The sequence below is a fragment of the Mycobacterium paraense genome (genome assembly GCF_002101815.1).
In the GTDB taxonomy this organism is placed as follows: Bacteria; Actinomycetota; Actinomycetes; order Mycobacteriales; family Mycobacteriaceae; genus Mycobacterium; species Mycobacterium paraense.
This window is the reverse complement of record NZ_LQPM01000006.1, coordinates 266,326-292,240: the sequence shown is the minus strand read 5'-3', so window position 1 is coordinate 292,240 and position 25,915 is coordinate 266,326. Positions and strand designations below refer to the sequence as shown.

18 protein-coding genes are annotated in these 25,915 nt (G+C 70.6%); 9 read left to right on the top strand and 9 right to left on the bottom strand.

Going from position 1 to position 25,915, the window contains the following annotated elements; all coding sequences use genetic code 11:
* Positions 1-31 precede the first annotated feature (31 nt).
* Entirely contained in the window at positions 32-610 is a 579-nt protein-coding gene (locus AWB89_RS04700) for a type II toxin-antitoxin system PemK/MazF family toxin (protein ID WP_085094502.1), read from the top strand.
* Positions 611-691: 81 nt separating this feature from the next.
* Here the strand turns inward: AWB89_RS04700 and AWB89_RS04695 are convergent, their stop codons facing one another.
* Positions 692-1,120 (bottom strand): CBS domain-containing protein, encoded by a 429-nt coding sequence (locus tag AWB89_RS04695; RefSeq protein WP_085094500.1) that lies wholly within the window; start codon positions 1,118-1,120, stop codon positions 692-694.
* Positions 1,121-1,291: 171 nt separating this feature from the next.
* Here AWB89_RS04695 and AWB89_RS04690 point away from each other — a divergent pair, with 171 nt between their 5' ends.
* Entirely contained in the window at positions 1,292-2,134 is an 843-nt protein-coding gene (locus AWB89_RS04690; RefSeq protein WP_085171915.1) for a ribonuclease Z, read from the top strand.
* Here the strand turns inward: AWB89_RS04690 and AWB89_RS04685 are convergent.
* Positions 2,118-2,843, bottom strand: a complete 726-nt coding sequence (locus tag AWB89_RS04685; protein ID WP_174627807.1) for a hypothetical protein — start codon at positions 2,841-2,843, stop codon at positions 2,118-2,120. The genes AWB89_RS04690 and AWB89_RS04685 overlap by 17 nt on opposite strands.
* Positions 2,844-2,929: 86 nt before the next feature.
* Between AWB89_RS04685 and AWB89_RS04680 the strand changes: the two genes are divergently transcribed.
* Positions 2,930-3,421, top strand: a complete 492-nt coding sequence (locus tag AWB89_RS04680) for a MarR family winged helix-turn-helix transcriptional regulator (protein WP_085172009.1) — start codon at positions 2,930-2,932, stop codon at positions 3,419-3,421.
* Here the strand turns inward: AWB89_RS04680 and AWB89_RS04675 are convergent.
* The 3 genes from AWB89_RS04675 to AWB89_RS04665 are packed head-to-tail and all read right to left on the bottom strand — an operon-like array spanning position 3,405 to position 6,927.
* Positions 3,405-4,244 (bottom strand): transglutaminase family protein, encoded by an 840-nt coding sequence (locus AWB89_RS04675; RefSeq protein ID WP_085171912.1) that lies wholly within the window; start codon positions 4,242-4,244, stop codon positions 3,405-3,407. The genes AWB89_RS04680 and AWB89_RS04675 overlap by 17 nt on opposite strands.
* Positions 4,244-5,221 (bottom strand): alpha-E domain-containing protein, encoded by a 978-nt coding sequence (locus AWB89_RS04670; RefSeq protein WP_085094495.1) that lies wholly within the window; start codon positions 5,219-5,221, stop codon positions 4,244-4,246. The genes AWB89_RS04675 and AWB89_RS04670 overlap by 1 nt, the downstream gene beginning before the upstream one ends.
* Entirely contained in the window at positions 5,221-6,927 is a 1,707-nt protein-coding gene (locus AWB89_RS04665; protein WP_085171910.1) for a circularly permuted type 2 ATP-grasp protein, read from the bottom strand. Before AWB89_RS04665 ends, AWB89_RS04670 begins: the two co-directional genes overlap by 1 nt.
* Positions 6,928-7,063: 136 nt before the next feature.
* Between AWB89_RS04665 and rpsT the strand changes: the two genes are divergently transcribed.
* Positions 7,064-7,324 (top strand): 30S ribosomal protein S20, encoded by a 261-nt coding sequence (gene rpsT / locus AWB89_RS04660; protein WP_085094491.1) that lies wholly within the window; start codon positions 7,064-7,066, stop codon positions 7,322-7,324.
* Between the two features lie 17 nt (positions 7,325-7,341).
* On the opposite strand, the gene holA is transcribed toward rpsT, so the two are convergent.
* The 3 genes from holA to AWB89_RS04645 form a co-directional block, all read right to left on the bottom strand.
* A complete protein-coding gene (gene holA, locus AWB89_RS04655; RefSeq protein WP_085171907.1) occupies positions 7,342-8,322 on the bottom strand; it encodes a DNA polymerase III subunit delta in 981 nt (326 codons plus the stop codon).
* 113 nt (positions 8,323-8,435) lie between these two features.
* Entirely contained in the window at positions 8,436-9,968 is a 1,533-nt protein-coding gene (locus AWB89_RS04650; protein ID WP_085172007.1) for a ComEC/Rec2 family competence protein, read from the bottom strand.
* Positions 9,969-10,015: 47 nt separating this feature from the next.
* The gene (locus AWB89_RS04645; protein WP_085172005.1) at positions 10,016-10,882 is read right to left on the bottom strand and encodes a ComEA family DNA-binding protein; all 867 of its coding nucleotides are present in this window, start codon (positions 10,880-10,882) and stop codon (positions 10,016-10,018) included.
* Between the two features lie 148 nt (positions 10,883-11,030).
* On the opposite strand from AWB89_RS04645, the gene AWB89_RS04640 reads away from it, so the two are divergent.
* From AWB89_RS04640 to AWB89_RS04620, 5 genes are all read left to right on the top strand, one after another.
* A complete protein-coding gene (locus AWB89_RS04640; RefSeq protein WP_085094485.1) occupies positions 11,031-11,441 on the top strand; it encodes a phage holin family protein in 411 nt (136 codons plus the stop codon).
* Positions 11,428-11,670 carry a DUF3618 domain-containing protein gene (locus AWB89_RS04635; protein WP_085094483.1) on the top strand — a complete coding sequence of 81 codons (243 nt, stop codon included), beginning with the start codon at positions 11,428-11,430 and terminating at the stop codon, positions 11,668-11,670. Before AWB89_RS04640 ends, AWB89_RS04635 begins: the two co-directional genes overlap by 14 nt.
* Positions 11,671-11,834: 164 nt before the next feature.
* Positions 11,835-12,995, top strand: a complete 1,161-nt coding sequence (locus AWB89_RS04630) for an acyl-CoA dehydrogenase family protein (protein ID WP_085171905.1) — start codon at positions 11,835-11,837, stop codon at positions 12,993-12,995.
* A 7-nt stretch (positions 12,996-13,002) separates the two neighbouring features.
* Entirely contained in the window at positions 13,003-14,109 is a 1,107-nt protein-coding gene (locus AWB89_RS04625) for an acyl-CoA dehydrogenase family protein (protein ID WP_085171903.1), read from the top strand.
* Positions 14,110-14,112: 3 nt separating this feature from the next.
* A complete protein-coding gene (locus AWB89_RS04620; protein ID WP_085171901.1) occupies positions 14,113-14,535 on the top strand; it encodes a PPOX class F420-dependent oxidoreductase in 423 nt (140 codons plus the stop codon).
* Here the strand turns inward: AWB89_RS04620 and AWB89_RS04615 are convergent.
* Positions 14,491-25,635 carry a type I polyketide synthase gene (locus tag AWB89_RS04615; RefSeq protein ID WP_085171899.1) on the bottom strand — a complete coding sequence of 3,715 codons (11,145 nt, stop codon included), beginning with the start codon at positions 25,633-25,635 and terminating at the stop codon, positions 14,491-14,493. The two genes, AWB89_RS04620 and AWB89_RS04615, sit on opposite strands and share 45 nt — an antisense overlap.
* Positions 25,636-25,915 lie beyond the last annotated feature (280 nt).

The window sequence follows — 25,915 nt, the reverse complement described above, 5'->3', positions numbered from 1 at the left end:
GCACCCGGCCGCCCGCGTCTATGCTGCGACTATGGCGTCCCCCCGGAAATCCCAGTGGAAGACGTTGCAGCGGTTCGCCCGCAATGCGGTCATTTACGCGCAGACCGCCCAGGTCGTCGCGCGGGAACTTCAGCACGCCGTGAAAATCACCGCGGACGTCATCGCCGCGGCCGCCCCGCAACCGCCCGTGGCCATCACCGCCGGCCGGCCGGTGACCAGCGCCAGCTTCCCGACCGCTCAGCGGGCGCGCAAGCTGGTCTACGCCCCGAACCTCGACGGCCGCGCCGACCCCGGGGAGATCGTCTGGACGTGGGTGGTCTACGAGGACGATCCCAGCCGCGGCAAGGACCGGCCCGTCCTGGTGGTCGGCCGCGACCGCCGCGTCCTGCTGGGACTGGTGGTGTCCAGCCAGGAGCGGCACGCCAACGACCGGGATTGGGTCGGGATCGGCGCCGGCGCCTGGGATTACGAGGGCCGCGAAAGCTGGGTCCGCCTGGACCGGGTGCTCGACGTGCCCGAGGAGAGCATTCGCCGCGAGGGCGCCATCCTGGACCGCGAGATCTTCGACGTCATCGCCGCGCGGCTGCGCGCGGAATACGCGTGGAGCTAGCTAGCGCTTCGCCGAGCGTGCCACCACGGCGGCAAAACGGCGGAATTTCCGCCCTGAGAGCACGTACGGCGCAGCGGCGGGTCAGCCCTGCGTGATGTAGGACTGCAGCTGCTGCTGCTCGGCCTCGAGCTCTTCCATCCGGGTCTTCACCACGTCACCGATGCTGACGATGCCGATCAGCTTCTTGCCGTCCAACACCGGCACGTGACGCACCCGGTTCTTGGTCATCAGCACGCTCAACGAGTCGACCGTGTCGGATTTGGTGCAGGTGGCCACGTTGGCGGTCATGATCTTCGAGACCGGCCGGGACAGCACGCTGGCGCCGTGCGTGTGCAGTTGGCGCACGACGTCGCGCTCCGAGACGATGCCGACGACGCCGTCGTCGCCGACCACCACCATGGCACCGATGTTTTGCTCGGCGAGGCCGGCGAGCAACTCCTTGACCGTCGCCTCCGGGTTGATCGTCACCACCGCCGCGCCCTTGTTCCGCAAGACGTCCGCAATCCGCATCAGGCCTCCAGCCGGTTGTGATCCGCTTCACACCAGGCTACGGCTTACTCGCGCGCCGGGAAAGCCACCACGAGAACCGGAACCGGACGCTCCCATACCCTCCGATTCCGGGCCCAAACCCGGATCGGTCAATCGCCATTGCGCTCGGTCGCGGCTTGCGAGGATAGGACGATGATCGAGATCACTTTGCTGGGAACAGGAAGCCCGATTCCCGACCCCAACCGCGCCGGGCCGTCCACCCTGGTGCGCGCCGGCGGGCAGGTGTTCCTGATCGACTGCGGGCGGGGCGTGCTGCAGCGGGCGGCCGCGGTCGGCGTCGGCGCGGCCGGGCTGTCGGCGCTGCTGCTCACCCACCTGCACAGCGACCACATCGGCGACCTCGGCGACCTGCTCATCACCCGGTGGATCAGCACGTTCGCGCCCGACCCGGCGCCGCTGCCGATCATCGGACCGCCCGGGACCGCGGAGACGGTGGAGGCGACGCTGAAGGCGTTCGGCCATGACATCGGCTACCGGATCGCCCACCACGCCGACCTCAACGATCCGCCCGCGGTCGAGGTGCACGAATACACCGAGGGCCCGGCGTGGGACCGCGACGGGGTGTCGATCCGGGTGGCGCCGACCGATCACCGGCCGGTGGCGCCGACCGTCGGCTTCCGCATCGACTCCGGTGGCGCCTCGGTGGTGCTGGCCGGCGACACCGTGCCGTGCGACGGCCTGGACGAACTGGCCCGCGGCGCCGACGCGTTGGTGCACACCGTGATCCGCAAGGACATCGTCGTCAACATCCCGCAGCAGCGGCTACAGGACATCTGCGATTACCACTCGTCGGTGCAGGAGGCCGCGGCCACGGCGGCCCGGGCGGGCGTGGGCACCCTGGTGATGACGCACTACGTGCCGGCGCTGGTGCCCGGGCAGGAGGAACAGTGGCGCGCGCTGGCCGCCGCCGAGTTCGGCGGCCGGATCGAGTTGGGCGACGACCTACTTCGGGTCGAGGTCACCCCGCGGCCGTAGCCGTCTTGCGCCGAACGTCGGTGCGCCGCAACGGCAGCAGCGCACCGGCCACCACCAGCCACACCAACGCCGAGACCCGAGCTACGGGCAGGATCGGCCCCAACTGTGGCCACACCAACACGAACGTCGTCGATTCGGCGAGCGCGGCGATCGCCAGTCCGGCCCAGGCCAGCGGGCGCGGCGTCAATCCGAGGATGAGGCTGGGCACCGCCATGCCCGCCACCAGCAGGCCCAGTGCCACGATGTGACCGGGTCCGCCGACCAGGAACACCAGGTAGTAGACGGCGCGAACCAAAGTGGCGTCGGCGCTGACGTCCGGCCTCGACAGCGTCCAACCCAGCAACCCGGCCAGGCCCAGCGCGCCCGCGGCCAGGGTCCCGCCCGCGAGGGCGATCGTGGCGCCCGGGGCGGTGACGCCCAGCTGCCGCAGCCGGGCGCTGGCCGTCGCCGTATAGATCGCCAACGGCACCGACGACGCGAAGACCGCGGTGGCGATCACGTGCACCGCGACGGCCCGGGCGCGGACGTACGCCACGACCGCGGTCGCCGGCCCGTAGGGCAACGGCGGCATGCCGCCTAACGCGACGCCGATCGCAGTGCCGCCGAACAGCAATCCCAGACAAACCACGGAGAGCAACACCAACGGCGGTCCACCCTGCTCGCGGCGGGCGGCGACCGGCCGAGTTCCATCTGTCGGTGAATCGTTCATGACGTGAACGATATGCCGCAGATGTGGACTTTACAAGGCCCGAACGATTCACGCGAAGAATCATTCGCACCCGCTATGATGTGACGGTGTCATCCGCCGCAGGCGACCGTCCCGACGGAGTCGCCTTCCTCTTGGCTCAACTCGGTCATCACGCGGCGGCGCTGTTCGCCGACCAGGTGGCCACGATCGAGTTGACCCCTCCGCACGCCGGAATTCTGCGCGCCATCGCCGCCGAACCGGGCCGCAGTCAGCAGGCTCTGAGCGCTCAGTTGGGGATGTTGCCCAGCCGCGTCGTCGTCTACATCGACGAGCTCGAGGACCGCGGCTACATCGAGCGGCGCCGCAATCCCGACGACCGCAGGCTGCACGCCCTCTACCTCACGGCGGCCGGAAAGAGGTTGATGCGCAAGCTTTCCGAAATCGCGCGCCAGCACGAGCTGCGGTTCGCCTCCGCGCTCGACAGCGAACAATACGACACCCTGCGTGAACTCCTTGCCACGTTGGCGCAGCAGCAGGGCCTGACGCCGCACGTGCACCCCGGCTATGGCACGGTTCGCCCGGCTAGGCCAGCCGGGTGACCTCCACGATCACGTCCAGGTCCGTCGCCCCTTCCCCGGAGTAGATGCCCTTGAGCGGGGAGACGTCGGTGTAGTCGCGCCCGGCGCCCACGCTGACGTACTGCTCGGTGATCTCGGTGTCGTTGGTGGGGTCGAAATTCCACCAGCCCCCGGTCCAGGCCTGGATCCAGGCGTGGCTGCGCCCGTCGACGGTGTCCCCGACGACGGCGTTGCGTTTGGGATGCAGATAGCCGGACACGTAGCGCCCGGGAATTCCCATGCCGCGCAACACCATCAGCGACAGATGCACGAAGTCCTGGCAGACGCCCTTGCCCTCGTTCAGCGCGTCCAGCCCCGACGAGTGCACGCCGGTGGTGCCGGGCAGGTAGTCCAGCTCGTCGCGCACCCACTTGCCCGCCGCGACGACGGCCTCGGCGGGGTCGTAGGACTTGGCGAGCTTCTTGGCCAGGGACACAACGCGTTTGCTCGTCGGGGTGTGCGCGGTGGGGCGCAGCAGTTCGTCGAAGCGGTCGATCACGGCCGCGGAGTGCAGGTCGCTCCAGCTGACCTCCGACAGCGCCGGCTCCCCCCGCTCGGTCTCGACGACCGAGGAGGACGTCACCGTGAGATCGCTGTGCGGGGCGTGCAGGTCGAAAGCCGTGACGGCGGTGCCCCAATAGTCGATGTAGCGGTGCGAGCGCGTCGCGGGGATGGTCTCGACCCGGTTGAGGATCACGTTCTGCCGGGTGTCCGAGCGCGGGGTCAGGCGGGCTTCGTTGTACGAGGCGGTGACCGGCGACTGGTAGGCGTAGCCGGTGGTGTGCACCACCCGCAACCGCCACATCAGGGTTCGCCTTGGCGGGCGACCAGCCGGGCGCGCTGGCCGGCGTCCGACCATGCCACCCACGGGGTGACGTGAAAGTACTGCAGCGACAACGCTTCTCCGACGTCGCTGCAGGTGCGCTGCAGGCCGGCCAGGCGGTTCTCCAGCGACTCGAGCAGCACGCCGGGCTGCACGAATTCCAGTTCGCTGCGGGCCTTCCCGAGCAGGCGCTGCGCCTCGGCGGTGGAGCCGATGCGGCTCTGCGGGTTGTGCAGCAGCTCTTCGAGATTGTGTTCGGCCAGCCGCAGCGAGTAGAACACCGAGCGCGGAAACAGGCGGTCCAACAACATGAATTCGACCACCCGGCCGGCATCGAGCACGCCCCGGTAGGTGCGCAGGTAGGTGTCATGCGCGCCCGCCGAGCGCAACAGCGTGACCCACGCCGGGGACGACGCGCTGTCCCCGACCCGCGACAGTAGCAGCCGCACCGTCATGTCGACCCGCTCGATCGCGCGGCCCAGCAGCATGAAGCGGTATCCGTCGTCGCGCGACAGCGTCGAATCGGCCAGGCCGGCGAACATGGCGGCCCGGCCCTCGATGAACGACAGGAATTCATGGGGCCCAAGGCGTTTGGCGGCGCGTTCGCGTTCGGCTAGGGCGTGGTAGGTGGTGTTGAGGCATTCCCAGATCTCGATGGACGTCACCTCGCGGGCGGACTTCGCATTCTCCCGCGCCGCCGTGATGGCGTCGACGATCGAACAGCCGCCCGAGGCGTTGGTGCTGAAGGCCACCAGGTCGGTCAGCGACCAGACGTCGAGGTCGTGGTCCGGCGGGTCGATGCCCAGCACCCGCAACAGCAGCCGGGACGCCTGGTCCGGGTCGACGCTGGAATCCTCGAGCAGCTGGTGCAGCGCCACATCGAGGATCCGTGCGGTGTCGTCGGCGCGCTCGACGTAGCGACCGATCCAGTAGAGCGCCTCGGCGTTGCGGGCCAGCATCAGCGCATCCTCTGTTGTTGTTGCTGCTGCGGTTGCTCGTCGGGAATGCCCGTCGGCTGCGGCTGCTGCTGGGACAGCCGCGGCGCGCCGTCGAGCACCGGGTCCGGGATGGACTTCGGCAGCGACCGGACGACCTCGGCGGCGCCCAGCTCCCGGGCGCCGGGCGCGGCGCGCGGCGCCAGCACCCAGGTGTCTTTCGAGCCGCCGCCCTGGCTGGAGTTGACCACCCGCGAGCCCTCGACCAACGCGACCCGGGTCAACCCGCCGGGCAGGACCCACACGTCGTTGCCGTCGTTGACCGCGAACGGCCGCAGGTCGACGTAGCGGGGCGCCAGCGTGCTGCCGACCTGCGTCGGCACGGTGGACAGTTCCATCATCGGCTGCGCGATCCAGCTGCGCGGGTCGTCGCGGACCTTCTTGGCGACCGCGGCCAGCTCCTTGTCGGAGGCCTCCGGGCCGAACACGATGCCGTAGCCGCCCGACCCCTCGACCGGCTTGAGCACCAGCTCGTCGATCCGGTCCAGCACCTCTTCGCGTTCGTCGTCCAGCCAGCACCGGTAGGTCTCGACGTTGGCCAGCAGCGGTTTCTCGCCGAGGTAGTACTCGATCATCGTCGGCACGTAGGTGTAGACGAGCTTGTCGTCGCCCACGCCGTTGCCAATCGCGCTGGAGATGACGACGTTGCCGGCGCGGGCGGCGTTGACCAGGCCGGCCACGCCCAGCACGGAGTCGGCGCGGAATTGCAGCGGGTCCAGGAAGGCGTCGTCGATGCGCCGGTAGATGACGTCGACCTGGCGCTCGCCCTCGGTGGTGCGCATGTACACCTGGTTGTCGCGGCAGAACAGGTCGCGGCCCTCGACGAGCTCGACGCCCATCTGCCGGGCCAGCAGCGAATGCTCGAAGTAGGCCGAGTTCGCCACGCCCGGGGTCAGCACGACGACGGTCGGATCGGCCTCGTTGGTGGCCGCGGAGTTGCGCAGCGCGCGCAGCAGGTGCGACGCGTAGTCGTCCACGGCGCGCACCCGGTGGGTGGCGAACAGGTTGGGGAAGACCCGCGCCATGGTGCGCCGGTTCTCCATCACATAGGACACGCCCGACGGTGAGCGCAGGTTGTCCTCGAGGACGCGGAAGTTGCCCTTTTCGTCGCGGATCAGGTCGATGCCGGCGACGTGGATGCGGACGCCGTTGGGCGGGACGATGCCGAAGGCCTGCCGGTGGAAATGCTCGCAGGACGTGATCAGGCGGCGCGGGATGATGTCGTCGTTCAGGATTTCCTGGTCGCCGTAGATGTCGTCGAGGTACATCTCGAGGGCCTTGACCCGCTGGGTGATGCCGCGCTCCAGCCGGCTCCACTCGGCGGCCGAGATCACCCGGGGCACCAGGTCCAGCGGGAACGGCCGTTCCTGGCCCGACAGCGAGAACGTGATGCCCTGGTCGATGAACGCGCGGCCCAACGCCTCGGCGCGGGCCTTGAGCTCGGAGGCGTCGGAGGGCGCGAGCTCGGCGTAGATGCCCTTGTAGGGGCCGCGCACGGTGCCCTGGGCGTCGAACATCTCGTCGAAGGCCTTCGAGTAAACGCCGGCGTAGGCGTCCGACTCGTCGTAGCCGCCGAAGATGCGCTCGGCCCGCGCGTCCGGGCGCCCGGCAGCGCCGCGCGGGCCCCGCCTGGTTTCCTCAAGCTGGCTCGGAAGACTCACTTTGAAGATGCTGCCTCAAATCGACGTTCTGGCAGGCCACGGTTTCCCCTTTTGGGAGAAAACGTAACCGACTGCTAACCTGGGCAGTCGCGATCGGGTGTGGGGCGCCCGAGCAAAACACCGATCTTGAAGAAGGAACTGACGCGTGGCCAACATCAAGTCGCAGCAAAAGCGCATCAAGACCAACGAGCGCGCCCGTCTGCGTAACAAGGCGGTCAAGTCCTCGCTGCGCACCGCCGTGCGCGCGTTCCGCGAGGCCGCCCACTCCGGCGACAAGGAGAAGGCCGCCGAGCTGCTGGTGTCGACCAACCGCAAGCTGGACAAGGCGGCCAGCAAGGGCGTCATCCACAAGAACCAGGCGGCCAACAAGAAGTCGGCCCTGGCGCGGGCCCTCAACAAGATCTGAGCCGCCGCCCCGGCCCGTCAGCGGCCCCGGTCGGCCACCAACTCGGCAACCCGCCTGACCGCGGATTCCAGCGCGTAGTCCGCGTCGGCGACGGCCCCCTTGACGTTGGCGTTGAGCTCCGCCACGACCTTCATCGCGGTGGCCACCGTGTCCCGCGACCAGCGCCGGGCCTGTTTCTGGGCCTTCTGCACCCGCCACGGCGGCATGCCCAGTTGCCCGGCGAGGCGATAGGGGTCGCCGGATAGCGGACCCACCCGGCCGATGCTGTGCACGGCCTCGGCCAGCGCGTCGGCCAGCACCACCAGCGGTTCGCCGCGCAGCATCGCCCACCGCAGCGCCTCGGTGGCCCCCGCGACGTCGCCGGTCACCGCCTTGTCGGCGATATCGAAGCCCTTCACCTCCGCCTTGCCGCTGTGGTAGCGGCGCACCGCGGCGGCATCGACCTCACCGGCGGTGTCGGCGACCAGCTGTGAGCACGCGGCGGCCAGTTCGCGCACGTCGGAGCCGACGGCGTCGAGCAGTGCGGTCACGGTCTCCTCGTCGACCTTGACCCGCAGCTCGCGGAACTCCTTGCGGATGAAGTCGACGCGCTCGCTGAGCTTGGTGATCCGCGCGCAGGGATGGACCTCGGCGCCCAGCGACTGCAGCTGGCCGGCCAGCGCCTTGGCCCGCCCGCCGCCGGAGTGCACCACCACCAGCACCGTGCCCGTGGGGACGTCGGCGGCGGCCGCGGCGATCATCGCGGCCGCCTCCTTGCCCGCTTCGCCGGCCGCCTCCAGCACCACGATGCGCTCGTCGGCGAACAGCGACGGGCTCAGCAGTTCGGCGAGTTCGTAGGTGCTCACGTCGCCCGCCCTCATCCGGCTCACCGGGACGTCCGGGTTGTCGGAGGAGCCGGCGCGCTTGCGGGCCGACCGCAACACGTCGGCCACCGCCCGCTCGACCAGCAGCTCCTCGTCCCCCAACACCAGGTGCAGGTGGTGCACAGCCTCGCTCACCCCACGATGGTGTCACGTAGGTGCGACGAGGGTTGATGGTGGCGACCCGCCGCGCCCGGCTACGCCGCGCTCGCGATCGCCACGGGTCGATGGTGGCGACCCGCCGCGCCCGGCTACGCCGCGCTCGCGATCGCCACGAGGTCGGAGACCGACCAGGCCAGCCAGCACACGGCGAGCGCCGACCCGGCGAGCCCGAGCGCCCGGCGAAACCGGCGCCTCCGCCACAGCAGCGCCGCCGCCAGGAGCGCCAGCGTCGTGCCCGCGGCGACCAACACCACGCCGGGCACACCGGCCGGCACGGGCACCGTCGCCGCCGGCACCCCGGCCGACCACCGGGCCACGTGCAACACCCACCACAGTTCGGGCCCGCTGAACCGGATCAGCAGCTGCGCGCCGGCGGGCCAGAGCAGGCAGCCGACGGCCGCCGCGCTGCCCAGCACGGTGATCGGCGCGATCACGGGCGCCACCGCGAGGTTGGCCGCCGCGGCCACCAAGCTGACCCGGCCCGAGATCCCCGCGACCAGCGGGGCGGTCACCACGTGCGCGGCGCACGCGACGGCGATCGCGTCCGCCAACGGCTTGGGCCAGCCCCTGCCGGCCAGGCGCCGCGACCAGGCTGGGGCGATGACGACCAACGCGGCCGTTGCCAGCACCGACAGCGCAAAGCCGACGTCGACGGCCAGCTGCGGAGCGACCGCCAGCAGGATCAGCACCGTGGCCGACAGCGCCGGAATCGCTTGCCGCCGACGGGAAGACAGCATCGCGGTCAGCGCGATCGCGGCCATCACCGCGGCACGCAGGACGCTTGCCGTCGGCTGCACCACGATGACGAACGCCACCAGGGCGACGGCGGCCAGCACGACGGCGGCGCGCGGGCCGATCAACCGGGCCGAGAACAGCACCGCCGCGCACACGATCGTGACGTTGGCGCCCGACACCGCGGTCAGGTGCGTCATGCCCGCCGCCCGGAAATCGCGGCTGGTCTCCCCGGTGACCGCGGCGGTGTCGCCGAGGACCAGCGCGGGCAGCATCGCGGCCTGGTCCGCCGGCAGGGTGTCGCGGGCCGCGGCGGCGAACCGGCGGCGCACGTGGTGAGCGGCCCGCTGCACCGCGCCGGCGGTGCCCAGCGTCGGGCGGCCCGACGCGTTGAGCACCGCCACCGTCAGGTCACGGCGGGCCGGCCGGCTGATGCGGGCGGTGAAACGCACCGGCTGACCCACCATCAGGTCGCCGAAGTCCGACGCCCGGGCGAAGACCACCACCCGGCCGGACGCCGCGTCGTCGCGCAGCCGACGCAGGTTGGCACGAAACATCACCCGGCCGCTGCCGAGGGACAGCGCGGTCTCGGTGGGGCTGACCGTCACCGGGGCGGCCGTGCCGAAGGCCGCGGTGATCGGGTGGCGACCTACCGCGTCGGCACGCAGCCCGATCGCCAACCCGAATCCCGCCCCCACCACACCGGCCGCGACCACACCCGCGGCGAGCGCGGGTAGCCGCCGCCGGCCGGATCCGCGGGCCGCGCGCCGGGCCAGCGCGGCCGCGGCGACCAGCACGACGCAGCAGGCCGCCAGGGCCCGCCCGATCGGCCACCAGATCCCCGCGGCGGTCACCGCCCAGGCGGTGAGCGCGGGCGCCACCAGCCGCACATCGACGTCCGCGCCGGCCGACTCCTCGCCCGGTCGACGCACCGGCGTCAGACACGGACGAGGGGGCGCAGTTTCTCCAGCCGCGCCGGACCGATGCCGTCGACGTCGGCGAGCTGGTCGACGCTGGTGAACTTGCCGTTGGCCTGCCGCCACGCCACGATCGCGGCGGCGGTGACCGGTCCGACGCCGGGCAGCCCGTCCAGCTGCTCGACGGTCGCGGTGTTGAGGTCGAGCGCCTCGCCCGGCTTCGGCTTCACCGTCCCCGACGCCGGTCCCCGTGGCCCGGGCGCCGGCGAGGTGCCGGAGGCCACCGAACTGCCCAGCGCCGTCGGCTGTCCGGGCGCGGGAGCGAGCCCGACCACGATCTGCTCGCCGTCGCCGACCGGGCGGGCCATGTTCAACCCGATGGTGTCGGCGCCGTTCACCGCGCCGCCGGCGGCCTGCAGCGCGTCGGCGATGCGCGCGCCGGGCGCCAGCGTGACCAGCCCGGGCGCGTGCACCAGGCCGACCACGCTCACCACCACCGGTCGATCGCCACCGGCCGGCTGACCGGCGCCCGGGGTCGCCGAGGATCGCGGGCCGGCCGTCCCGGACTTCTCCACCGGCGGCAGCTTGGCCGACATCACCGGCGCGGGCCGGTCACGCATCAGGGTGAACACCGTGACCAGCACGGCCAGCGCGGCCACGATCGCCAACGCGATCGCGCCCGCGCGGCCGGGGTCGGCGCGCACCCTGGCCATCCAGCCGCGGCTCTCGGCGGTGTCCGGTAGCCACCGCGGCAGCAGCGAGTTCTGGTCGTCCTCGTCGGCGTCGCGGTCCGAGCCCGGTTCGTCCGCGGAGTGGGCGTGGGGGTCGGCGTCCGGGTCCGCGCCGAGCCGGCGCTGCAGCCGCTCGGCGGGCAGTTCTGTTCGCATGCGCCGACCGTAGGCGCGCCGACCGCCACCGCGGCCGCGCACGACGGCGCCGCCCGCCGGCATGTGGACCAATCCGGGGCTGTGCAAAAGCGGTCTCCCGGCGGCCTCCGCCAGGTTTGGCCTGCGCATGCGGGGGTAGCCAGCCGCTATGAGCACGGAGGCAAAGCCGACGTCCGACGCCTCGATGGGCGAGCTGATGAGTCAGCTTTCGGCACAACTGTCGCGCCTGGTTCGGGACGAAATGCACTTGGCACAAAAAGAACTCGAGCAATCGGCGAAACGCGCAGGTGTTGGCGCGGGGCTCTTCGGCGTGGCCGGAATACTCGCGCTAGCGGGGTTTGCCAGCCTGATCGCGTCGGGCATTGCCGCGGTGGCCCTGGCACTGCCGGTGTGGGCGGCCGCCCTGATCGTCGGCGCGGCGCTGTTCGCCGCCGCCGGGGCGGCGGCGCTGCTCAGTAAGCGCCAGGCCGACCACGTCGCACCGGCGGCGCCCCTCACCGTCGCCAACGTCAAGCAAGACGTCCAGAAAGTGAAAGACGCCCGCCATGACCGGAGTTGAACGGCCGCGGGGTCCCGGCACCCCGGCACTCGGTCCTGACGCCAGCGTCCATGACCTACAGGCCGACATCGAGCAGACTCGCGATCAACTCGGCGCCACCGTCGAGGCGATTTCGGGCAAGCTCAACGTCGCCGACAGAGCCCGGGCCGCCGCACCGCGGCTGGCGATGATCGGCGTACTTGCCGGCGCCGCGGTCATCGGCATTGTGTGGTGGCGGCGCCGACGGTGAGGGGGCGGCGCCGGCGCGGCCGGGCCCGGGTGCAGCCCCCGGCTAACGACTGACGGCGCTGTGCGCCTAACGTGCAAGTCAAGACTGCCGGCTCCCCGCCGCCCGCCGGTCGGCGACGCGGGGGTGCGCCCGATCGGCGGTCACCTCGACCAAAGGAGGCTGCCATGCAGTTGGCGCTGACACCGGAGGAAGCCGCGTTCCGCGATGAGCTTCGCACCTTCTACACCACGAAGATCCCCGAGGAGCTCCGCGAGCGGGTGCGCGCCGGGGCGGCGTCGGTGCGCCGCGAGGACATCGTCACCAGCCATAAGATCCTGCACGAGCACGGGCTGGCGGTGCCGAACTGGCCGGTGGAATGGGGCGGGAAGGACTGGACGCCCACCCAGCACCAGATCTGGGCCGACGAAATGCAACTGGCGTGCGTGCCCGAGCCGCTGAACTTCAACACCAAGATGGTCGGCCCGGTGATCGCCGAATTCGGTTCCGAGGAGATCAAACAACGCTTCCTGCCGCCGACGGCGAGCCTCGACATCTGGTGGTGCCAGGGATTCTCCGAGCCCGAGGCCGGCTCGGACCTGGCGTCGCTGCGCACCACCGCGGTCCGGGACGGCGACAGCTACGTCGTCAACGGGCAGAAGACCTGGACAACCCTCGGCCAGTACGCGGACTGGATCTTCTGCCTGGTGCGCACCGACCCTCAGGCGCCCAAGCGGCAGGCCGGCATCTCTTTCCTGCTCTTCGACATGAAGACGCCGGGCATCACGCTGCGACCCATCAAGACGATCGACGGCGGCCAGGAGATCAACGAACTGTTCTTCTCCGACGTCCGGGTGCCCGCCAATCAGCTTGTCGGGCAAGAGAATCAGGGCTGGACGTACGCGAAGTTCCTGCTGGGCAACGAGCGCACCGGCATCGCCGGGGTGGGCCGCACCAAGGTGCGCCTGGCCGAGGTGAAGAAGCGCGCCACCGAAACCGGCCTGCTCGACGACCCCCTGTTCGCGGCGCGCCTCGCGGAGGCCGAAAACGAGGTGCTGGCGCTGGAACTGACGCAGTCGCGGGTGGTCTCGGACTCCGCGGATGGGCAGCCCAACCCGGCGTCGTCGGTGCTCAAGTTGCGCGGCAGCCAACTGCAGCAGATCGCCACCGAGCTGCTGGTCGAGGTGGCCGGCCCGGACGCGCTGCCGGTCAACGGTGATGACATCGCGTCACCGGAGTGGGCGCAGCACAGCGCCCCCCACTACCTCAACTACCGCAAGACGTCGATCTACGGCGGCAGCAGCGAGGTGCAGCGCAACATCATCGCGTCCACCATTCTCGGATTGTGAGGCAGTCATGGACTTTCAGTTGAGCGACGAGCAGGCCCTGCTGCGCGACACGACCCGCGACCTGCTGTCGCGCACCTACGACCCGGAGAGCCGCAACAAGGTCATCGGCTCCGATCTCGGCTGGAGCCGCGAGGTGTGGAGTCAGCTCGCCGACACCGGGATCCTGGGCCTCGGGTTCGAACCGGAAGAGGCCGGCCAGATCGAGATCGCGGTGGTGCTCACGGAGGTGGGCCGCCGGTTGGCCCCCGAACCGATCCTGCACGGTGCGCTCGCGCCGGGTGCGCTGATCGCCGAGCTGGGCAGCGACGCGCAGAAACAACAGCTCGACGAGGTCGCCGCCGGGCAACGGCTGCTGGCCTTCGCCCATCTGGAACCCGGGCACCGCAACCCGACCGCCGCGGTCACCACTGCCGCTGTGCGGCAAGGCGATTCGTGGGCGCTCACCGGGCGCAAGAACCCGGTGCTCGCCGGTGACTGCGCCGACGCGCTGGTGGTCAGCGCCGCGCTGCCCGACGGCGGCACCGGCCTGTTCCTGGTCGACGCGGACGCCGTGCGGCGCCACCCCTACCCCACGTTCGACGGTCAGCGCGGCGCCCAGATCGATCTGGACGGCGCGGCCGCGGAACCGCTCGGCGAAGCGGGAGACGCCTCGCAGGCCATCCGCGACGCCATCGTGCGCATCCAATCGGCGTTGTGCGCCGAAGCCGTCGGGGCGATGGAGGAGGCGCTGCGCCTGACCACCGACTACCTCAAGACGCGCAAGCAATTCGGCGTCACGCTCAACAAGTTTCAAGCCCTCACCCAGCGGGCCGCGGACATGTACGTGTCGCTGGAACTGGCGCGCAGCATGAGCCTGTACGCCGCGATGTCGATCGCCGACGGCAACCTGGACCCGGTGGTCGCCTCGCGCGCCAAGGTCCAGATCGGCCGGTCCGGACGGCACATCGCGCAGGAGGCCATCCAGATGCACGGCGGGATCGGTGTGACGGCGGAATATCCGGTCAGCCACTACGCCGCGCGGCTCACCGCGATCGAGCACACGCTGGGCACCTCCGGAGACCACCTGCACAACCTGATCGACCGCCTCGGCGAATACGACCTGGCCCGGCTGTAGCCGATGGCCGGGCTGTCCGAGAAGGTCGTCCAGTTTCTGTCGGCCGGGACCCGCACCGGGATGCTGGGTTACGTCGCCGCGGACGGCCGGCCGCTGGTCGCCCCGGTGTGGTTCGTGGTCGACGACGGTCAGTTGGCGTTCAACACCGGCCGGGACACCTCGAAAGGCCGTGCCCTGGCGCGTGATTCACGGATCGTTATGTGCGTGGACGATCCCCACCCGCCGTACTCCTTCGTCCAGGTGCAGGGTCTGGCGTCGGTGAGCGAGGACCCGCAGGACGTGCTGGACATCGCGACGCGGACCGGCGCCCGCTACATGGGTGCCGACCGCGCCGACGAGTTCGGCCGCCGCAACGCCGTTCCCGGCGAATTGGTGGTGCGCCTACGACCCACCAAGGTCATCGCCGGATTCGATATCAGCGACTGACCCGCTCGCTTCAACCGGCTCCGGCGCCGCCACCGATTCCGGGCTCGGCGGTTCCGCGCTCGGCTCCTCCGGCGCCGCAACCGATTCCGCCTCGCCCGCGTCCGACTCGGGCTCCGGCAGCTGACCGGCGAGGTACTCGGCGAGGCCGCCGATCGTCGGGTAGTCGAACACCGCGGTTGCGTTGATCGTGAACGCGCCACCGAACTGGCTGTGCAGCCGGTTGCGGAGTTCGACCGCCATCAGCGAATCCGTACCGAGGTCGAGGAATCGGCTGGTTGCGGCGGGTGGTTGCGCAAGCCGCAGGAAACCCTGTACCTCACGCTGCAGGAATTCGGTGATGAAAGCGGCGCGCTGGGCGATCGGTATCTCCTGCAGTTGCCGCAGCAGCTCGCTGTCACCGGCGGTCTCCGAGGCGGCGCTGGGCAGCACCAGGTCGAGGATCGGTGGACGAGAACTACCCAGCACCTTCGCGGCACGCTGCCAGTTGGCCTTGATGACCGTTGCCTGCGCGGCTCCGTTGGCGACCGCCTCGGCGAGGGCGGCCAGCGCGGCCGAGGGCTCCAGCGGAATGAGGCCTTGCGCACCGATGTTGGCGCGTGCGGCCTCCGAGGACGCCATGCCGCCCTTGGCCCAGGGACCGAAGTTGACACCGGTCGCCGGCAAGCCCTGCGCCTGTCGCCGGGCGACCAGCCCGTCGAGCAGCGCGTTGGCCGTCGAGTAGTTGGCCTGCCCCGGTGAACCGAGCAGGCTGGACACCGAGGACGACACGATGAAGAAGTCCAGGTCGTCGCTCTTCGTCAACCGGTCCAGGTAGCAGGCACCGAACGCCTTGGGCGCCAGCGTCTTCCGGAAGCGCTCCAGGTTCTGCTGCGACAGCAACGCGTCGTCGAGCACGCCCGCCAGATGCACCACGCCGGCCAGCGGCGGCAACTCCGCGCGGATCCGCTCCAGCAGCTGTGCCACTTCGGATTCCTCGCCGACATCCGCGGCGATGGTGTGGACGCGGCACCGGTAGCGCTCGGTGATGTCCTCGATCGCGCGTCGCGCGTCGGCGTCGGGTTCGCGGCGGCTGGTCAACACGATGTCGCCGGCACCGAGCTGGGCCAGGTACGCCGCCGTGTGCAGGCCGACTGCGCCCAGCCCACCCGTGATCAGATAGCTCCGATCGCCGCGCGGCTGCAGCGGGTTCGGCATCTGCAGCACGATCTTCCCGACGTGCCGCGCCTGCTGCATCCGGCGAAACGCCGTCTTCGCCTCGGTCAGCGGATAGATCTCCGCGGGCAGCGGCGCCCACTGGCCCTCGGCCAGCCCGGCCGACACCTCACCCAACAAGCCGCGGATGCGCTCGGGCTCCTGGAAGGTCACCGTGTCGAGCGCGACGATCTCGTAGGCGATATCGGGACGGGCCGCCGCCATTTGCTCATGCGTCCAGATGTCCCGCTTCGCGATCTCGGCGAACCGCCCGTTCTGGGCGGTGGCCCGCACGGTCGCTTCGACGAAGCCCTCGTTCGTCAGGCTGTTGAGCACCACGTCGACGCCGGCGCCGTCGGTGTCGGCGAGGATCTGATCGGCGAAGTCCGTTGTGCGCGAGTCGTAGACGTGTTCGACTCCCAGCCTGCGCAGTGTCGCGCGCTTGTAGGTGCTGGCGGTGGCGAAGACGGTCGCGCCGTGCTGCTGGGCCATCTGGATGGCGGCCAGCCCGACGCCACCGCTGGCGGCGTGGATGAGCACCTTGTCGCCGGGCTGCAGCTGCGCCCAGTCGAAGGCGAGCCGGGCCGTGAGCGCCGCGGCGGGAATGGTCGCCGCCTCCACGGCGCTCACCCGAGCGGGAATCGGCGCCAGCAACAGGGCCGGCACGTTGAACCGGCTGGAGAACGCGCCCTGCATGAAGCCGTAGACGCGCTGTCCGACCTCGAGTCCGGTGACGCCGCCGCCCAATTGGGTGACCACGCCGGCGAAGTCGCCACCGATGGGGCCCGGATCGCCCGGGTAGAGGCCGAGCACGTTGAGCACGTCGCGGAAGTTCAGCCCGGCGGCCTCCACGCGCACCTGCACGTAACCGTCGTCCGGTGGCAACACGTCCTTCTCGGTCAGGCGCAGGTTGTCGATCGCGCCGCGTTCGGTGGGCGCCAGCACGTAATCGGTTGCCCGCGGTATCGCGAGGTGGCCGCTGCGCGACCACTGCAACAACCGGGACGCCAGGAACTTCCCTTGGCGCACAGCCAATTCCGGTTCGTCGAACGGTTCGCCGAGCAGACCGGCGAGCGAGCGTACGGCCTGCTCGGATCCGTCGCAATCGATCATCCTGCAGCGCAGGGCCGGTTCCTCGTTGACGATGGTGCGGCCGAGCCCCCACAGCGCAGCCTGCACCGGGTCGACGGCTTCGCCGGATTCGGTCGCGACGGCCCGCTCGGTGACGATCCACAACCCGCCCGGGAGTTTCAGCGCCCCATCGGCCTGCAGGGTGTGAACGGCGCTGAGCAGCTGCGAGATCTCGGTCTCCAGCCGGGTGACGGATTCGGCGGTCGATTCGTCCGCGCTCGGTCCGGTGGCGCGCCAGACGATGCCGGAGAACGGCATGCCGCGCTCCTGCGCCTGCGCCAGCACCTGCCCGAGGGACTCCGCGTCCGGGCCCCGGTCAACGGGGATGCAGCCCGGCACCTGGGCCGCCAGCTCCGCGAATCCGGCGATCAGCCAGGTGCCGATCCCGGCGCCGTCACCGCTCGGTGCCGGTGGCGGAACCTCGTGCCAGCCGAGGGCGTAGAGCAGCCGGGTGGCGTCGCCGCCGAGCCCGCGCAGCAGCGCCTCCCGGGGCGCGCGCTTGACCGTGAACTCGCGAATCCCGCCCAGGCGGCGCCCATCTCGATCGACGAAGTCCAGGTCGAACACCTGGGTTTCGCTGTCCAGGCCGCTGGTGTGCCACTTCGCGCGGCAGTAGAACCGCCGCGGCATCTTCTCCTGCAACTCCACCGCGCCGTAGCGCAGCGGCAAGAACAGCTCGCTCACGCCCTGCTCGGCCGCGAGAAGCGCCGGGAACGCCGGGAAGGCGACACCGGTGCACAGGTCGAGCAGCACCGGATGCATCGGCTCGGTTCCGAGATGTTCGGCGAGTTCGTCGCCGACGGTGATGTCGCCGATCGCCTCTCCCTCGCCGAGCCACAACGACTTCAACGAACCGGACCAGTTCGGCCCCCACGCCAGCTCCATGTCGGCGAAGGTCTCGAAGAGCTCCTGCGGGCGCATGCGGTTCATCCGCTCGATGGCCGCGTCGACGGGCTCCGCGGGGTCCGCCGGATCGGCCTCGACGCCGGTCACGACGGTGCCGTCGGCGTTCAGCGACCATTCGGCGTCGCGGGCGCCGTAGGGGCGGCTGTGCACCTGGAAGCTCCACGCCTCCCCATTTGGCGAGCCGTCCTCCTGGGGATGCAGCGTCAGCTGCACCTCACGAGAGGCCTTCTCCGGCAGGATGATCGGCTCGTAGAAGAAGACGTCCCGCACCCGTCCCGGCGGCCCGACGGCGGCCAGCGCCATGGCGGCGTACGTCGCCCCCGGGACGACGACGGTGCCATAGATGACGTGGTCGGAAAGCCACGGTTGCGACTTGACCGACAGCCGACTGGTGTAGACGCAGTCGCCCGAGGCGAGATCCTTTGCACTGCCCAGGATTCCGGACACGGAGGCGATCTGGCCGTCGAGGCCGGGAACACCGCCGGCCGTCTTGGGCCAGAAGCTGCGCCGCTGGAAGGGATAGGTGGGCAGCTCGAGCCGGCGGCGCGGTTGCCGATGCAGCGCCGCGAACTTCGGTCGATGGCCGCTGACGTACGCCCCGGCCAGCGCCTCGGCGATCTGGCGGCGGTCGGCGACGCCCTTGCGCAGCGAGACGATCGCGCGCGGCGCGGCCAGGTGTTCCGGCCAGACCTGCACCGCGGCACCGGTCAAAACCGGCTGCGGACCGATCTCCATCAACACCGAGCAGCCCAGCGCCGCCACGGTGCGCACGCTTTCGGCGAACTGCACCGGCTGGCGGGAATGCCGCCGCCAATACTGCGCGTCCAGCGGGGTGTCCGCGGTCAGCACCGCGCCGGTGCGGTTGCACACCAGCGGCAACGTCGGCACCGCGAACTGCAAGTGCTCTGCGTACGACTCGAATTCACCGAGCACCGGCTCCAGCAACTCCGAGTGGAAGGCGTGGCTGGTCTCCAGCCAGGTGCACCGGATCCCGTCGTTGCCGCCCCTCGCGACGATCTGTTCGAGGTCCTCCCCCGGCCCGGACAGCACCGTGTTGGGGCCGTTGTACGCGGCGACCGACACGCGCGGGAACTCGCCCGCGATCTCCTCGATGTACTTGGCGTCGGCGAACACCGCCACCATTCGCCCGCCGTCGGGCAGGCTGCCGAACAGCCGGCCGCGCTCGGCGATGAGCCGTGCGCCGTCCTCGAGGCTGAACACGCCGGCCACACACGCCGCCGCGTACTGGCCCACGCTGTGCCCCAGCACCACATCCGGCTCGACGCCCCAGGACTGCCACAGGCGGGCCAGGCCCATCTCGACGGCGAACAGGGCGGGCTGCGCAAAGGACGTGTGCCGCAACAGTTCCCCGGTTTCCCGGTCCGTCGCGAAAAGCACCTCGAGCAACGGCCGCGGCAGGATCGAATCCACCGCGTCCGCGCAGCGCGTCACGGTGTCCGCGAAAACCGGTTCGGCGTCGAACAACTCGCGGGCCATCGCCGGGTACTGGCTGCCCTGTCCGGTGAACAACCATGCCGTCGTGGGCCGGTCGGTGCACTCGCCGCGCACCACCCCCGGCCGCAGCCGGTTCTCGGCCAGCTCGGCCAGCAGCTCGCGGGCGCCCTGGACCGAATCCACCACCAGCGCGGCCCGGTGCTCGAAGTGTGAACGACCGACCCCGGCCGTGCCGCACACGTCGGCGATGTCCACCTTCGGGTGGGCGTTCAGCCATTCCTCGTACCGGTGCGCCAGCGCCACCAGCGCCTCCGGTGACCGCGCGGACAGCGGCAGCAGGCCGACCGTTTCCTCTTGAGCGTCCGATTCCGATGCCGCCGCGACCTCGGAGAAGGCGTCGCCCGTCGAGTATTCGTCGGGCGTCGCCGGCTGCGCCGGCGCCTCCTCGATCAGCACGTGCGCGTTCGTCCCGGTGAACCCGAACGAACTGATGCCGGCGCGCCGGGGTTTGCCGTTGGCCTGCCACGGAGTGGCCTTGTCCACCACGCGCACGGGCAGCGAGTCCCACGGGATGTGCGGTGACGGCTTCTCGAAATGCAGGCTCTGCGGCAGCATTTCGTGCTGCAGCGACAACACGACCTTGATCAGACCGGCGACCCCCGATGCCGATTCGAGGTGGCCGATGTTGGTCTTCACCGATCCCATCAGCAACGGCCGGTCGGCGTCGCGGGCGGCACCGTAGACGGCGGCCGCGGCCTGCACCTCGATCGGATCGCCCAGCGGGGTCCCCGTTCCGTGCGCCTCGAGGTAATCGACGTCCCCGCCGGCCAGACCGGCGCGGGCCAGCGCGGTGTTGATAAGCCGTTGCTGCGCACCGCCGTTGGGCACCGTCAATCCGCTGGACGCGCCGTCCTGGTTGACCGCGGTGCTCGGGATGACCGCGCAGACCCGATCGCCGTCGCGCACCGCATCGCTGAGCCGCTTGAGCACCAGGATCCCGCAGCCCTCGCTGCGGACATAGCCGTCGGCGGAGGCGTCGAAGGTCTTGCATCGCCCGACGGGGGACAGCATTCGGGCGCGGGACGCGGCGATGATGGTCACCGGACTCAGCAGGACGTTCACACCGCCGGCCAGCGCCAGATCGCAGTCACCAGAGTGCAATGCCTGGCAGGCCTGATGGACCGCCACCAGCGACGAGCTGCATGCCGTGTCGACCGCGACCGCCGGGCCCTCGAGCCCCAGCGCGAAGGCGACTCGACCCGAGATGGCATTGAGCGCGTTGCCGGTGATGAACTGCGGCTCGAGCTTGTCGACGGAGTCCGCGGACAGCAGATGCGAATACTCGTTGGCGCCCACCCCGACGAAGATGCCGGTTCGGCTGCCGCGCAAGGCGGACGGCGCGTACCCGGCCCTTTCCAGGCCCTCCCAAGCGGTTTCCAGCATCAGCCGCTGCTGCGGATCGATCCAGATCGCCTCGCGCGGCGAGATGCCGAAGAATTCGGGATCGAATCCGTCGACCTCGTCCAGGAATCCGCCGAAGCGGCTGTAGATCTTGCCCGGAGTCTCTGGATCCGGGTCGTAGAACTCGTCGATGTCGAATCGATCCTCGGGGACCTCCGAGATCGCATCGACCCCGCCGGACAACAACTCCCAGAAGGCTTCGGGATTGGTCGCGCCCGGGAAGTGGCACGCCACCGCGACGATCGCGATCGGTTCGTCGGTGCGCGTCGTGACCGCCGAGGCGAGCTGGAGCCCCGACTGCGCCGATGCCTCGCCGAGGCCGAGCACGTCGCCGAGCAGGTAATCCACCACATCGGACAGCCGCGGGTGGTCCATCGCCAGGGTGGCCGGCACCTCCTTGCCCACCGCTTGCTCGATGCGGCGCCGCAATTCGACGGCCATCAGCGAATCCATGCCCAGATCGAAGAACCCGGCGTCCTCGCGGATTTCCGCGACGTCGACGCGGGTCACCTCCGCCACCGCGTTTCGCAGGTGGTCGGTGAGCAGCTTTTTGCGCTGCTGCACCGGGGCGTTGGTCAGCTGTTCGACCAGCTGGGTCTTCCCGGATTGCGTTGGCGCGGGCGCAGAGTCGGGGAGCTCGCGCTCCAATTCCGCCAGGAACGCTCGCCGTCCGGCTTGCTGGTACAGCGGCAGGAACCGGTCCCAGCCGATCCGGGCCACCACCCCTTGGGTCGCGGAAGCCGCCATGAGGTCGGCCATCCCCGCCAGCGCATCGGCCGCGGACAGCGTCCGGACCCCGCGCTGATCGAGCCGGGCGCGGGCCTGCGCGTCCGCCATGCCCGCCGACCAGGGACCGAAGTTGACGCTGATGCCGGGCACGCCACGCTCGCGCAGCCGCCACGCCAGCCCGTCGAGGAAGGCGTTGGCCGCGGCGTAGGCGGTCTGACCGTATCCGCCCCACACGGAGGCGATCGAGGAGGTGCTCAGGAAGAAGTCCAGCCGCAAATCGGCGGCGGCCTCACTCAAATGCCAAGCGCCCCAGACCTTCCCGGCGAAAACGCGATCGACTTCCTCGTCGTCCAGGGTGCGCAGCGGGGTGGTTCCGATCTCGCCCGCGGCGTGGACGATGCCCGCCAGCGGCGGCAGTTCGGCGTGCACGGTGGCCAACAGGCGCTCGACCTCGTGCATGTCGCCGACATCGGCGGCCACGACCCGGACCTCGCAGCCGTGCTGTTCCCGGATGGCGGCGATGCGCCCCTGCGCGGCATCGCCCGGAGCGCGCCGGCTGGTCAGCACCAGATGCCGGGCGCCGTGCGCCGCCAGGTATCCGGCCATTTCCAGGCCGATCGAACCCAGCCCCCCGGTCACCAGGTACGTGGCGTCGTCGCGCAGCGCCGGCGGTGTGGCGACCGGCTGTTCGGTCCGCCGGACCAGCCGGGGCACATAGACGGCGCCATCACGCACGGCCAGTTGGTCCTCGCCGGCGGCGAAGCCGCGCGGCGCCGTCACGACCTGGTCGATCAACTGCGACCATTCGTCGACGGCCTTGTCCCGGCCGCCCGCCAAGTCCGCCAGCCCGCCCCACACCTGCGGGTGCTCGAGCGAGGCGGCGCGGCCAAATCCCCAGAGGCAGGCCTGATCCGGTGACACGACGTCCGCGTCGGTGACGCGTTGCGCGCCGCGGGTCACCACCCAGATGGGTATGCGCCGTTCGGCGGCGACGACCGCGCGGAAGAGTCGTCGCGTTCCGCCCAAGACTCGGTGCTGCATGCGCAGCAGCGACCGCATCGACGGTGCGGTGTCGGATTCGAGGGCCGCGACGAGCAGGATGCGCAGCGCCGCTTCGTCTTCCGCCGCTTCGCGCAGCGTGGCCTCGAGCCGTTGCTCGTCCGCGTCGGATACCGGCAGCCCGAGGATCCGGTGCTGGTGGCCGCGGGCGGTCAGCGCGTCGACCAATGGTGCGACCGCATCGGCGTCGTCGCCGATGAGCAGCCAGGTGGCCGCCGCGTCCGGCGCCTCCGAAACCCCGCCGCGCCCGGTGGACTGCTCCCAACGGATCTCGTAACGCGCATCCGCGATCGACTGCGTCTTGCGCTGCCGATTGTGCTGGGCTGCAAGCTTGGTCAGCACCCGCAGGGTCTGCTGGTCGGCGCTCTCGCCGTCGACCAGCGCGGCGAGTTCCTCGATCCGGCCGTCCTCGAGCAACTGGACGGCTTGGCTGCTCACGGCGGTGTGCTGTTGCTGGTTCGGGCGCTCCCGATTGTCCCGATACCAGTACTCGCGGTGCTGGAACGGATAGGTCGGTAGGTCGAGCTTGCGCGCGGGCCCGGAAACGACGGCGAAGTCGGGCAGGTGGCCAAGGACGTACGCGTCGGCGAGGGCTTCGGTGATCTGGCGGCGGTCGGCGGTGTTTCGGCGCAACGACGCGATCGCCCGCGGCGCGGCGACCGTGTCGGGCCATGCCCGCAGCGCCGCGGCCGTGAGCACCGGCTGCGGGCCGATCTCCAGCAACACCTTGCAACCCAGATCTGCCAGGGTGCGCACGCTCTTGGCGAATTCCACCGGTTGGCGCGCGTGGCGACGCCAATAGGCGCCATCGAGTTTCACGCTCCGGCCGAGCGCGGCGCCGGTGCGGTTGCACACCAACATCCGTTGCGGCGAGCCGAACTCGAACCGGTTCGCGTACGCCTCGAAGTCATCGAGAATCGGATCCAGCAGCGCCGAGTGGAACGCGTGGCTGGTGTCCAGCCAGTCACACCGGACACCGTCGGCCGTCAACCCGGCCACCGCCTGCTCCAGATCGTGCGCGGGTCCGGACAGGACGGTGTTGGCGCCGTTGTAGGCGGCCACCGACAGGCTCGGGAACTCGTCGGTCAGGCTCTCGACGCGCTCGGCGGCGGCGAAGACCGCCACCATCCGGCCGCCGGCCGGCAGGCTGCCGAACAGGCGGCCGCGCTCGGCCATCAGCAGCATCCCGTCCTCGAGGCTGAACACGCCCGCCACGCAGGCCGCCGCGTACTGGCCGACGCTGTGGCCCAGCACCACGCTCGGTTCGAAGCCCCACGACTGCCACAGCCGGGCCAGGCCCATCTCCACCGCGAACAGGGCCGGCTGGGCGTAGGCGGTCTGCCGCAGCGTCTCTTCGCCGTCCGGGCCGTCCGTGTCGAAAATCACGTCCAGCAAGGGCTTTTCGAGCCGGTCGGCGACCACCGCCGCGCACTGCGTCAACGTCTCGGCGAACACCGGCTCGGTCTCGAACAGCTCGCGGGCCATGCCCGCGTACTGGCTGCCTTGACCGGTGAACAGCCACGCCGTCTTCGGCGTGTCATCGGAGGTGCCGCGGACCAGACCGGGCGCGGGGCGGTCGTCCGCGAGCGCGCCGAGCAACTCGCCGGCGGATTCCTTCGAGTTGACCACCAGTGCGGCGCGGTGCTCGAAGTGCGCCCGCCCCACCCCAGCGGTGAAGCACACGTCGGCCAGCGTGGCCTCCGGGTGGGTGCTCAACCAGCTGCGGTACTGCTCGGCGATCTGCACCAGCGCGGCGGGCGTGCGCGCCGACAGCGGCAGGAGGCTGAACCGCCGGTCCTCGGACACCTCGACCGGTGTCGGGTCGATCTGACCCACCGCATCGGGCGCCTCTTCCAGGATGACGTGCGCGTTGGTCCCGGCGAACCCGAACGAGCTGACACCCGCGATGCGTCGCCGGCCGTTGCGCTCCCACGGTGTGGCCTCCTGCACGACCTGCAGCGCGAGCCGGTCCCACGGGATGTGCGGCGACGGATTGCGGAAGTGCAGGTGCGGCGGCAACAACTCGTGCTCGAGCGAGAGGATGACCTTGATCACGCCCGCGATCCCGGCGGCGGCCTCCAGATGCCCGATATTCGTTTTTGCCGACCCGATCAACAACGGCCGGCCCGGCTCGCGACCCTCACCGAGCACCGCGCCCGCGGCCTGGGCCTCGATCGGATCGCCCAGCGACGTCCCGGTCCCGTGCGCCTCGAGGTATCCGACCTCGCTGGGTGCGACGCCGGCGCGCTGCAGCGCCTCGGCGATAACCCGTTGCTGAGCAACACCGTTCGGCACCGTCAAACCGCCCGATGCGCCGTCCTGGTTGATCGCGCTGCCCCGGATCACGGCCCGGATGCGGTCGCCGTCGCGGAGCGCGTCCTCGAGCCGCTTGACGACGATGATGCCGCAACCCTCGCCGCGCACGTAGCCGTCCGCGGCCGCATCGAACGTCTTGCAGCGGCCGTCGGGCGCCAGCATGTGGGCGTGCGAGAAGGTGATCATGGTCGCCGGGGTGAGCATGACGTTCGCGCCGCCGGCCAGCGCGAGGTCACATTCCCCCAGCCGCAGCGCCTGGCAGGCCTGATGGATGGCCACCAACGACGAGCTGCACGCCGTGTCGACGGCGACCGATGGGCCCTGCAGCCCCAATCGGTAGCTGATCCGGCCCGCGGCGGCCGCGTTCGACGTCCCGATGGCCATGTAGGCCTCGATCTCGGGGAAAGTCAGTTCGCCCGATGCCATTCCCAGGTAGTCGTGGGTGGCCAGGCCGATGAACACGCCGGTGTTGGTGTTCGCCAAAGCCGTTGGCGCGGTGCCCGAATGCTCGACCGCGCGCCACGCCGTCTCCAGCAAGAGCCGGTGCTGCGGGTCCATCAGCCGGACCTCGCGCGTCGACATCCCGAAAAACGGCGCGTCGAAGCCCGTTACGTCATCGACGAAACCCGCGCGACGGGTCACCACCTTCCCGGGCGTGTCCGGATCCGGGTCGAAGAATTCCTCGGCGTCCCAGCGATCCTCGGGCACCTCCGATATCGCGTCCCTGCCGTCCCGCAGCACCTGCCAGAACTCGTTCGCGTCCGCCGCGCCCGGAAACCGGGCCGCGTAACCGACGATCGCGAAGCCCTCAGAACCCGATGCCCCCCGCACCGGATCTTCGGCGGATGTCATGCGGTTGTCCTCCCTGTGTCGATCGGAAGATTCGATGCCCGCGCCCTTGCGGCGCCGTGGTCGTGGTTGCTCCGAACCACGCGCTCGGCCGCTCACTGCACGCACCCAGGAACAGACCTGGCGGAAGTCCCCCCGGCGTACTGGCTCCAGCGACCGTCGTGGCGAATGTACACATGCCGAACCGGTTGCCGCAGCCGAATCACCTCCGACGGCAAGTATGCCAAGTGTGGCTGCTTCCGGCGGCGCATCGCGCAAGTATGGTCGGGGCGTGCCGACCGGC

Bases quoted from the DNA above. Each gene is read 5' to 3' on its own strand.
- AWB89_RS04700 (WP_085094502.1), top strand. From the start codon at position 32: ATGGCGTCCCCCCGGAAATCCCAGTGGAAGACGTTGCAGCGGTTCGCC.
- AWB89_RS04695 (WP_085094500.1), bottom strand. From the start codon at position 1,120: ATGCGGATTGCGGACGTCTTGCGGAACAAGGGCGCGGCGGTGGTGACG.
- AWB89_RS04690 (WP_085171915.1), top strand. From the start codon at position 1,292: ATGATCGAGATCACTTTGCTGGGAACAGGAAGCCCGATTCCCGACCCC.
- AWB89_RS04685 (WP_174627807.1), bottom strand. From the start codon at position 2,843: ATGAACGATTCACCGACAGATGGAACTCGGCCGGTCGCCGCCCGCCGC.
- AWB89_RS04675 (WP_085171912.1), bottom strand. From the start codon at position 4,244: ATGTGGCGGTTGCGGGTGGTGCACACCACCGGCTACGCCTACCAGTCG.
- AWB89_RS04670 (WP_085094495.1), bottom strand. From the start codon at position 5,221: ATGCTGGCCCGCAACGCCGAGGCGCTCTACTGGATCGGTCGCTACGTC.
- AWB89_RS04645 (WP_085172005.1), bottom strand. From the start codon at position 10,882: ATGCGAACAGAACTGCCCGCCGAGCGGCTGCAGCGCCGGCTCGGCGCG.
- AWB89_RS04640 (WP_085094485.1), top strand. From the start codon at position 11,031: ATGAGCACGGAGGCAAAGCCGACGTCCGACGCCTCGATGGGCGAGCTG.
- AWB89_RS04635 (WP_085094483.1), top strand. From the start codon at position 11,428: ATGACCGGAGTTGAACGGCCGCGGGGTCCCGGCACCCCGGCACTCGGT.
- AWB89_RS04630 (WP_085171905.1), top strand. From the start codon at position 11,835: ATGCAGTTGGCGCTGACACCGGAGGAAGCCGCGTTCCGCGATGAGCTT.
- AWB89_RS04625 (WP_085171903.1), top strand. From the start codon at position 13,003: ATGGACTTTCAGTTGAGCGACGAGCAGGCCCTGCTGCGCGACACGACC.
- AWB89_RS04620 (WP_085171901.1), top strand. From the start codon at position 14,113: ATGGCCGGGCTGTCCGAGAAGGTCGTCCAGTTTCTGTCGGCCGGGACC.
- AWB89_RS04615 (WP_085171899.1), bottom strand. From the start codon at position 25,635: ATGACATCCGCCGAAGATCCGGTGCGGGGGGCATCGGGTTCTGAGGGC.